The following is a 12,135-nucleotide window of genomic DNA, read 5'->3' on the forward strand; positions in this document are numbered from 1 at the left end:
CGCTCCTCCTGACACCGAAATACTGCTTACATTATATTCCGCCTTGTTTTTAATATCACTAAAGCCTATCGTTCCTGTTTCTAAACGATTACGGGTTTTATCCTCTGCCTCTGAAGCTATCACCGCTCCGGTTAACTCGGTATGATTGCCTACCGTGATATCATATCCACCTTCTCCTGCAAATATACCTGATTGCTCATTCACCGATGCATAGTCACTCTTCATCTTATCTTGACTAAAACTACCACTGACCTGACTTGAACCCGCACAAAATGGCGGTACACAAATACTGGCATTCAGTCCTGCTGAGGTATGTTTGGAATTATAATCTTCTTTATCTTGCAAACTACTGATTAACAAATCTCGTCCTATATCTGCTACGACTCGATTTCCTTGTAATTCTGCTCCCGTTAAAATAACATCTCGTCCACTATGAATATTTAGCTTATCTCGTGCATGTATTATGCTGTTGGTATTATTCTCTGAATTTCCATTCTCTTTACCTTTTGATTGACTACCACTTAATTCAAGACTAAATCCATTTTGACTTCCACCAAAATTCACACCAACACCAACGCCATAGTGACTACCTGAATCGGTATTTTTTACCCGCTCCATATCCTGTGCCGCTGAGAATTTTATATCTTGACCTGCGTTTAAGTTGATATTTTTTCCTTGTATATCAACTCCTTTCCCTTCAATATTCTCCTTCGCATTAATATTTACATTTTCTCCCGCATGAATCACAGTGCCTGACTGTAACCTCTGTTCATATTCATGTGTTTGTTTTGAGCTATCCGCAGTAAGGCTAACTTTGCCTTTCACTAATGAAGATGCTTTCTCTTTCCAGACCGGTGTCTTTTGTAAATTTGTATCGGCGGTTTGAGTGACATTTTGACTCGCTTGCGAAGATGAATTGGCTAACTGCCTTGATTGTGAATATAAATTTAATGCTGCTTGCGCCGCATAAATTGCTGACAAACGTTTATCTTCGTGGTTTTCAATCGCTCTGGCAGCTTTTTCTAATGATTGTGCTGCAGTGACTGCATAACCTGATGTTGAAACCGTCACGCCATATTGTTTATTCTTTGATATATATTTCTGGTATTTACTATCTTCACCTACATCCATCAATACATTTTTACCCGTTAAATCAACCGATTTACCCGCCGTAATATCTGTTCCAACTAAATGTATGTCTCCCCCTGATGTTAAACTCACATTACCCTTAATACTATTCAATTCACTACGTATATCACTTTGGCTTGTGCTATCATCCAGATTTTTATAACGCGAATCTTGGAAACCAACTGTTCCACTGTAACCATCACTGTTTAATTCACCAAAGAATTTTGAACGCCCTTTCTCTTCACTGTGTGCCTGATTTGTCCCTGGCGTAACGTTAATATCTCCCTGCTTCGCTTTGACAATTAAATCATTTACCGCTGTGATAAGGCTTCCTGATACATTTACATTTCCTTCCCGACTATTAATGTAGATTTCATTGGCCGTCAATTCTGATGCTGTTTGGCTTATAACATTATTCTTACCATTTACACTAGAACTTTGGTAACCATACGGTAATAATCCTGTACCATTATTCGGGCTACCCCCAACAAAACGGGCTGATGAGCCAGCTGTTGGCGCTCCACTGGTTACATTCCATTGTTTATCTTTTGACTTATTTTCTTCATTTTGTTTATCTGTCGATGTCACTATATTAACATCTCGATTTGCATCGATAATAATAGCTTCACCAGCACTTAACTGACTTCCACTAATATGTACATCACCATGGGTTAACTGACCCTTTTCATCTCGTTCCTGACCTTTAGTTGCATGTAGTTGGATATTTCCAGCTGCCGTCAATGAACTACCATGTTGGTACTCACCATGTAATGTGGATTCACTTTTACTCGATGAGTGACTGTAGGTGATCGGTAACTGTGTCGGTAGCCCCATATCCATGCCAACGGCTGCAAATTCATTACTCAGCTGTTTTACTTTGTCTGTCGTGCCACCCGGTGATTTGAAAATATCACGTATATTACGCGCGCTATCAATAATCGGGTTGGAGAATGAAACGCCAATACTGGTTGATTTCGATTTATATGTCGTGTGCCTGTCTACGGTATCTTGACCAGGGATAATAACAATATCTTCACCACTGATATCAATATGACCTTTTGCTCGCGTTGTGTCATCTTTCGCGCGACCAGCAACTATGTCACTACTGTTTATTGTAACTTGCTTACCAGCATCAATAATAACATTACCATTGGAAGTCCCAATTAAACTGGTTGTCGCTGAATTGTTAGTTTCATTTTGGGTTGATGTTAATTTACTTGACTGTGAACCATAACTAACTCCCTGCTTGCTTGCCGAAAAGCCTGATTTTTTAGTTTTGGTCTGCTCAAAACGATAATAAGATTCTTCAGCCGCATCAATTGTGATATTTTTACCCGCTTTGAGAACCACATCATCACTACCGACTACTTGACTTCCAGTCACATTTAAATTATTTCCGGCATTAATCGTAACTTTATCACCTGATAAAATACTGCCTTTTTGGGTAACATCATCTTCCACTACTCGTGATGTTGAAGTACTCTTAGATAAAAATCCTTTTGATTTACTTTTATGAAACTCGTCTAAGTGAAACTCTTCAGTAGAAGCCCCAATATTAATATCATTGCCAGCCTGTAGGGCTAATTGATTTCCGGCGAATATATCAACTGTTTTGGCATTTATATCATTCCCGGCTAACAGCTTGATATCATTTGCTGCACTGATTTCCGTTCCTACTGCACTTTTTTCATCGGTTATACGGTAATCTTTTTTCCCAAATCGGAAATCTAATTTCTCTTCAATATCCGCTGCAGTAAATTGAATATCATGACCTGCCTGTAACCAAGTTTCACCTTTTTCACCACTGTTTATTATCCAACCAGCTTTAGCATTAATATCATGTTTTGCGTCAATCAAAATATTACCATTATTGACCTGTACGGTACTACCTTGGTCTATATTGGTGGTGATATTTCTGTCACGAGTTTGCGTTCGTGTGCTTGATAATAGGTTGATATCATTGTCTGCTGATAAATAGACTAATTTATCACCTAGCAATTTACCATAATTGGTAATATCGTTTTCTGCATTTATTGCTACTCGTTCACCAACGATAGTACCCTTATTGGTGACGTTGTGTCCCTTCAATAACACATCTTGTTTTGCTGTGATTAAACCATTAGTGTTGAGTTCTTGGCCTTTTACAAAAACATTTTCACCTGATATTAATGCACCATCAGTACCTAATTTTGTGCGATTTACGATATAAACTTGTGGGACTAATACATCTACTGCTTGACCATTAACCGTCACTGTTTTCTTTACTAACCAAACCATATCTGTGGTAAGCGCTTGCATCTGTTCCGGTGATAATTCAACTCCCGGAACAATACCATAGGCTTGCGCAAAATTAACGCCAGCATCCATCAACGCTTGATACTGTTCTATATCTGATTGGTAATTCCCCAAATAACGATTTCCCGTTAGCCCTACAATCTGTTCACGAATCAATTGTTGTTCATAATAACCATCACCCAATCGTTTAAGTACTGAATCCTGATTTACCCTTAAACGATTGAGCATATAATCTGAACTTAACCATTTTTTACGTTGAGTAAACCGGGGATCGGTTTCAACCACATAATTTTTATCGCAGTCTTTGTTCACTATCCATAAACTATTATCCGGTAAAGTCAGGTTTGGTTCAAAAACACTGATTGTTTTTGATGGTTTGGTCTGCTGTTCGCTAGCAGATAAATTTGAGTCATTAACCACCGTTGTTTGTGTTGCATCGATAACTTTATTATTAGTCAGACTTTCTTTAATATTATCTGTCGGTTTTGGCGTTACTTGAGTTATGCCATTTTTATTTTTATTATCAACCGCAATTGCTGTCTGACCAATCGCAGGATGTTCATTTTGATTTAACCCTACTTTTGGTTTAGTTACCGTTTTACTTTCCGTAAGGGTGTTGCTTTGAACTTGGTTAGCAATATTTATATTATGATTGCTATTTTCAACCGCTACCTTTTGCCGTGGCTCTTCTTTTAATTGTGTTCCGGTAAATATTTGATGATCTAAAATATTGTGATTTAAAGCATCATCAATAAACACTTCATCGGCTTTATGATAATCTGAGGAATCATAGTCATATTTACCCTTTCTTTGCCTAGTATGATGGTGAACTTTTCCTGAGTAGACATATTTTGAAATAGCTTCTTGTGAATGATTATTAAATTGGTCTACATTAATATTGACTGTCTTACCGGCAACAATTTTACTATCTTGATTATTTAGTGCCTCTCCTTGGATAACTATATTACCTGATGCCATAATTTTACCCGGATCTGTTTCTAGAATTACAGTACGGTATATCTGTTTAATTACGTCATATTGATGTGAATCTCCAGGAGTTTGCCCCGTTTTTATAATCATCATTCTTTGTAAACTTTTGGTGTATCTTGTTCCCTCAGGTATATCCTCCCACTTATACCAACACCTTTTATGCTTATCACAATTTATGCCAACCGCACCATTTCCAACAGCTTTTCTCTTAATTCTATAACGGATCTCATCCGGCATATATTTTGCATGACCGTCCCCTGTTGCTGTTTGGAAATAAATTTCCCGTTCTGGTGCTTCATCACTTTTACGCATTTCAGTGACAATATGGTCATTAATATTATTCAGTGCTTTGGTTGCAATCCATAAATTCCCTTGTGATTCGATTGTCGCAGAGTGGTTATTAATCACCTCTGCCATACCTGTGACATTGTAATCCTTATCTAAATCACCACCGATACTAAAGTTACCTAAGCTCAGTAATTGTGCATGTGTATAGTTATTTAAGATATTTACCCCTAAGTGAAAAATACTGCGCGCAGCAATGACCGGCGCAACACCATTTAATCCACGATTATTTAGTGTTTTCGCCTTAATGGCTAAATTATCAGCATATATTCGCCCTGTACTTAAGTTATTTAATGTATCTGCCCGAATGATGGCCGTTTTACCATCGACTAACCCATAGTTAATTAACGTTTTGTGCGTGAGTGATAAATTATCAGCACTAATCTCTGCTTGTTGTTCATTAATAAGTTGCTGACTATCTAATATAACTTGTCCACCTGCTGCAATTTTATTTTTATTGATAATATCTTGTGCAGTATGAATAGATAACTGACCATTGACGGTTATTTCACTTTCATTGATAAAACTTTCATCTAACTCAAGTGATAAATTATTTTTGGATTTAATCGTGCCATCTCCATGGAACGATTTGGTTTTTAAGTAGATATCATTGGCAAGTAATTTAGCTTTACTGTTATCAAAATCACTGGCATTAATGACTAAGTTACTATCGGCGGTAAGTATCGCATTTTGGTTGTTTAAATAGTCACTTTCGAGCATGATATTGTTTGCCACATATTGAGCATAACGATTATCAATATTTTTAGCTTTACCACTTATCAACCCATTGGTTTTTAGCACCGCACTCTGATTAATTAAATTAGCTGCTGTCAATAAAATACCATTATTGGCAGATAATTTGGCACTAGTATTATCAATATCATTTAGTGTGGTGAGCTTAATTAATCCATTAGCACTTAATTGAGAAGAGTGATTGTTTATGCCATTATCTGCATTTAATTCAATGTCTTTTTCTGAAAAAATTAAAGCTTGTTGATTATCTAGCTCTTTGGCATCAATATTTACATTACCTTTTGCTTGTAATTCTCCTTTTTGATTATTGATTTGATTCGCTTTAATCTTGAGCGTTTTTTCAGCAATCAGCTTTGCTTCTTGGTTAGCTATATTATTAGCATTAATCGTTAAATCGCCCGTTGTAAATAGTTTTGCTTGTTGATTATTCAATTCTTGCGTATCAATCTTTATACCTTGAGTTCCTGATAACAATACGGCTGATTGATTATCTAATTGCTTAGTGGTAATGGCGAGTTGGTCTTTCGATTGGATGGTGGCATGATGATTACTAATTTTATCGGCAATGATGTTAATGAGATTTTCGGCAACGACAATAGCATCAGAATTTTCGAGTGTTTGAGTGTCAATGGTAATTGCTTCATCCGCTTTTAATACCGCTTCTTTATTAATAATATTCGGACTTTGTATAGCAATACTTTGCCCACTAAATAATTTGGCCTGAGTATTATCTAATTGTTGTGTGTTAACTGTAATATTTCCTTTAGTACTCAACACAACTTTTTGATTAGCAATCTGTTTGGCATGAATAGTCAAGGATTGGTCACTGGCTAATTGTGCGGACGTATTTTCTAATTCATCTCCACCGTCAATTGTTATATCACCTTTAGCTACCCAGATAGCATGACTGTTTTTCAGTGCATTCCCCGTTACATTAATATGTCCTTCTGCACCTAATTGACCATAGGCATTGTTAATCTCATTGGCGTGTATATCAATATTGCTACCACTTATTAGTGTACCATGTTCATGGTTAAATCGCTGATTGGCTAGAATCGAGATAAAACTATCTGATTTTAATAATGAGTCATTGTTATCCGTATTTTCTGTATTAACGCGGATATAACCTTTAGCCAACCACTGTGCCTTATTATTAAGTAGGTAGTTAGTGACAATATCAATATAACCCAAGCCGTTAACTAAAGACTCCGTACTGTTGATTGTATCGGCTTTAATTTGTATGTCTTTTTGAGCAACCAATTCAGCCTTTTGCATCATTAACGCTTGAGTATTGTCAATATTTAAGTCGCCTCTACTCGCTAACTTAGCTTGATTGAGTGAAGCTGTTTGGCTCTTTAAATCTAAACCACCTTCTGTCACATACTTAGCACGGTCACTTAATAATGTTTGGGTCTCTACCCCTATCCCTTGCTTAGCTTGTATTTCACTATCTTGGTTATTCATTGTTGTACTGATTAAATTCAATACCCCACCACTAAATAAGGCACTATGATCATTATTCAGATTGGTTGCATGAATAGATATTGAGTCATTTGCATAAAGATGTGCATTAGCATTAGTCATATCATCTGCATCTATCTGCATTTGTCCTTCAGTTATCAGTTTGCTGTTGCCATTTTTTAATTCATTATTGACCTTAATTTTAATACCATCTTTTGTCTGAATTTGCGCTGCCGTGTTATCCAAGTCTGTTGCATCAATCACCAACCCACCTTCTGCAACTATCACCGCTTCATTGTTGTTGAATTGTTCTGTGGCGATCGCAACATCTTGTTTGGCTTTAATCGAAGCTTTTTGATTATTGATTTGTTGAGCGATTAAATTTATTGCGGTATCACTAAACCAAACTGCATTTTGATTATCTAGTTGTTTTAAATTAATATCGATACCACCTTTTGCATACAAAGTGGCATTTGCAGTCTGGGCGTTTTGTGTATTAAGTAAAAGTTTCTGATTAGTAATCAACTCTCCGCGCTTAAAAGAGACCGAATTGAGGGATTTGATAATTAAATCATTTATCGATTTTAAACTAACATCATCACCTTCAATATTTGTTGCATCAAGGTTAGTTTTACCTCCTGATAATAATTGAGCTTGATTAAGTGTTTGGCTTTCACCATTAAGTGAGATGTCCCCTTTGCTTGTGATGGTCGCTTTAGTTAAATCCAGTGCTTTACTTTGAACTTCAATTTGACCTTCAGAATAGAGTTTTGCTGATTTAGCATCAAGCTGTTCATCAACTGATAATTGGAGTTTGTTACCCGATTGCAATATCGCTTTATCACTTGATAATTGTTTTGTCTGGATTGTTAAATCTTTATTTGCCACCAATTCACTATTATCGTTGGTCATAGTTTGTGTGCTAATACTTAATGCACCAAGAGATACAATAATACTGTTTTTATTATCAAATAAAGAGGTCGCTTTAACAGTAATATTATCACCACTTTGCCATCGTGATTGTTGATTATAGAATTGATTAAGGTCAAAGATGATACCTACATCAGCTTTCAGTCCTGCTGCTTGATTATATAAAGTATTACCTTTAAAACTTAAACTTTTACCTATCACCGTAGCTTTATCATTATTTAACTGTTCAAAAGTATAATTGACCGTTCCCGTCGCTTTGATCTGACTGGACTGGTTGTTGATTTTGTCGGCTTTCACGTTAATATCTTTATCTGTTAACCAAATTGCATCTTGATTAACTAACTGCTCTGCATCAACCTTAATGTTTGCTAACGCACTAATTTTTGATTGATTGAGCTGTATATAGTTGGCCATTAAGGTTAATGATTGACCAGTCAGCAAATAAAGCTTATCGGCTAAATAGTTATCAGCACGAATACTTACTGCATTTTTAGCCTGTACATTTGCACCTTGCGTCGATAATTGGTTGGCATCAATACTTAACCCTTGCTCAGTAATAAGCGCCAGATTGTCTGCATTAATAGCCTTCCCTGATAAAGATATATCTTGTTTAGCACTTAATTTTGCTTCTTGCATTTCTACATCATCAGCATGAATGGTTATACTTTGATTGGTACTGATTGATGATGACTTGCTTACAATTTGTTGCGCTTTAAGGTTAATCGCTTTTTCTGACAATAACTGGCTATGGTTATTAGTCAACATGTTGGACGTTAGGTTAATGCCGTTTTTGCTTTGAATAATAGCATTTGATGTATTAATACTTGTCGAATTTAAGTTCAATTGCTCTTCTGTTTGAACTTGGGCTGATTGTAGGGATATGGTGTTACTGGATAGTTTTAAATCTTTGGCTATTGTTCGGCTATTATCCAAATCAAGCTGCTCTTGAGCTATCAATATCAGGTCTTGCCCTGCACTGTTTTTCCCATTGAAAGCTATATCTTGTGCAGTCCCATGAATATTACCCTGATTGGTTAATTTCCCTTGTTCATTAATCCCTGCGGCCACCATACTATCTTTTGTACTATTTATTTTCTTGGCCTCAAGATTAATATTATTTTGGGCAATTAATGACCCTTGATTAACTATCTGTTTTTTACTCTTTAGTTCAACGTTTTGTTTGCTGTATATCTGATGACTGTTATTGATATCTTGTTGACTGTTTAAGGCTATATCTTGCCGAGCTTGCATAGTCCCTTTATTCGTAATTTTACCATCGGCACTAATGACAATATTACCTGCACTCGCTCCTAGCTCTCCGGCATTATGTACCCCTACCCCTTTCTCTGTTCCCACCATGCGGATTTTACCCGCATACATACCACCTAATTGCGAGACATCAATTGATACTTCTGGTTTGGTACTTATATTATCATCCAGCGCAGTTATACTTTGAGTGTCTTGACTGACTTGATTTCGTCCTGTGACCACATTTACTTCATTTGCCCAAACCGCTGAGTTTATCGAGACAGTTCGTGCGATTAAATCCGTATAGTTTTGTCCTGAACTATCTAATCCTTTTCCAGTTACTGTAATGTTGCCGTTTTCGACCACATAACCACGTAACTCGCCATTTTCAAGTACCGGTTTCCCGGTGGTTAGCGTACTTCGACTGGCATTAATAAAACCACAACCATTACAAGTAATACCCGATGGATTTGCTATTATTACTTGTGCTTTTTGTCCCGCCACTTCTACTACACCATTTAATTGGCTTGGATTACGTGAGTTCACTTCATTTAAGATGATTTTGGCCGGACCGGTTGCATTTAAGAATTCATTACCCTGAACATAACCACCTATCTGAGTTTGGCTTATTTTACTGCTATTATTTAAAATTGCCCCTTGCTGTGATACATCAAATTGGCTGTATTTATTGTGTGATACTCCTTTACTATTCGGGGTTTGAATATTGACCTGAGTAACGCCATTTGCTGTTGTTATTACCTGTGGTTGTTGACGTTTATTAGCCTGATTATCTGCGACTATGTCACTACCATAAGCTGGCATCATAATACTAACAAAACTTAAAGAAATTGATATAAATAAGCTTATCGGTTTTAACTTGGCTAAAATCGTTTTTTGGTGTGATTGTCCGCCATTTGTGCTTGTCTGTTCACTACCGGTAGGTGTTTTGGCAATATCTGCCACTACCATTTGTATGCCACGCTTTTTGTTAAAAATCACACGATATAAATGCTTATTCATAGTTCTATTCCCTTTTCCTGTATTTCTTTTTTTTATTGTTATATTTTATTTTTAATTATTATGATTAATGAAGAATCTATCGTAACTTATCTTAATAAGTCCAATTCAAATAAAACCCTAATGCTAATGGGTTGGTTTTAAAACCTTTCGGTTTTCGTATCGGCGTTCCGGCAAAAAAGTCATAGTAAAAACCGTAATTATTGCCTCGTACACCCACTACACCACCTGTTAAGTGTCGTCCCAATAAATATTCACTTTTTGCCCCTGACACCTCACCTGTGTCTATACCTAAATAAGGTTGATGATTAAATGGGGCTTGCCAGCTTAATTCATTACGTACATACCATCCTCGATCCGCTTTTAATGTTAACTCTCCATCAAAACCACGCACACTCCAACGTCCACCTATTGAAAACTGGTCGGGAGAGGTTAAACGGTTTCCTCGGGTATATTGGCCCTGATAATCTAAACGGTAACCTAACTGTTGACTACCTAGATTAAAAGGAATATAGGTTGAGAAATTAAACAGAAATATTTCTGATAAAGCACTGCCATTATCTTCCGGATTTTTCTCTTCCGGCGATTTTTGTGCATTAAACCAGCGAACCCCTTTTTGATAAGTTACTCCGGCATCTAGTGTGATATCTTTTATATAATGCCGATGCGCTAATCCTAATTGCCATTGGGTGGTTTTGCGTTGTTGAACATCAAGCTCTTCACCAAATGCATAATTATGCGATTGACGTAATATAATGCCATAACTTAAGGTCGTTTTTTGTGATTCATTACGATGAAGGACTCGGCTTACTTGTATATTCGCATTGCGACTTCGTCCACTGTACTGATAATTTAAATTTTGTCCTGCCACCGTTTGATGATATTTATTTCCCGATAACGAAGCACTGAATAACCAATAATCTAATGGCACTGAATAAGATAATAAGTAGTTACGTGAACCATATTTACCCTTACCATTGATATCATGCCCTCCTGAAGCATAAAAACTGTCACTTAATGATAATAAATTATCTAAATATAGTGTGACTCCTCCCTGATCGCGCCCCGTGGTTTTAGTGCCTGAATCATCTACTGATAATCCCAAACGCCACATCTTTGTTTGTTTGCGATCTATAACAATATCACTTTCTCCCGGTTTATCTCCCGGTACTAATTGCATCTGCGCACTTACCGTCGGTAGCCGTTGTAAATTTTCTAGTCCTTGCTCTATATCTCGTAAATTGAGCGTCTTGCCTTCTTTAGCCGGCATCGCCGTTGCAAGCTGTGCATATTTATCACTCTCTTCACTGTAATAAATTCGCCTTACTTTGCCTTCTATAAACTGTAATTTTAATTTTCCGCTGGTTAAGTCTTGCTCTGGTGCCACTACCCGTGTAGTGATATAACCTGAGCTGATCAAACGATCTTGTAAAGCGGTCATTAATAAATTGATCCCTTCAGCGCCTAAACAGCGATGTTCCGCCTGTTGTGCTAATTTTGTTAAAGGGATAAACCAAGGTAATTTGTTTCGATCTATTAACTCAATCTGATTAATATTGAAACAAGATGACTCGTTTGGAAAAGCGATTTTCCCAACTTCAGTAGATGGCGGTAATAATCGAATATCAGGAGACTCTGGGGTTAATGCATCCTCCAGTGCTTTTTGCCGCTCTTGTTGATGGTTCAAGTGCTGATCACTTAAAATTTTTGTTTCTGGTAGTATTTCCGGGGGTGGTTCAGCAAGTAATTCTAATGCAGGAAAAACAGATAATACCAACACTGATAAATGAAACTTTTTTAAAAAACACATAATCTTTCTAAAATTAATCCTTAATTTATTATCCAATATAGTATAACCGGTGCGATGTTAATGCTGAATCGAATCCATGTCTATAAAAATTAAACAAAGATTATTAAAAATGATAATTATCAGATAAATATAAGACAGATATATTATTAATAAAAAAA

Annotated in this window: 2 protein-coding genes; both read right to left on the minus strand. The window is 36.6% G+C overall.

The genetic code is table 11. The features are described 5' to 3' along the window. On the minus strand, nt 1-10,170 hold a 10,170-nt coding region (locus A9G11_RS06130), incomplete at its 3' end, for a hemagglutinin repeat-containing protein (protein WP_065618623.1). A 91-nt stretch (nt 10,171-10,261) separates the two neighbouring features. Continuing rightward, on the minus strand, nt 10,262-11,977 hold the full coding sequence (locus A9G11_RS06135) for a ShlB/FhaC/HecB family hemolysin secretion/activation protein (protein WP_081298439.1): 1,716 nt from the start codon (nt 11,975-11,977) through the stop codon (nt 10,262-10,264). Between the last annotated feature and the right edge of the window lie 158 nt (nt 11,978-12,135).

Source organism: Gilliamella sp. wkB108 (genome assembly GCF_001690195.1).
GTDB classification, from domain to species: Bacteria; Pseudomonadota; Gammaproteobacteria; order Enterobacterales; family Orbaceae; genus Gilliamella; species Gilliamella apicola_L.

Excerpts from the sequence above, each read along its gene's own strand:
- A9G11_RS06135 (WP_081298439.1), bottom strand. The coding sequence starts at position 11,977 with ATGTGTTTTTTAAAAAAGTTTCATTTATCAGTGTTGGTATTATCTGTT.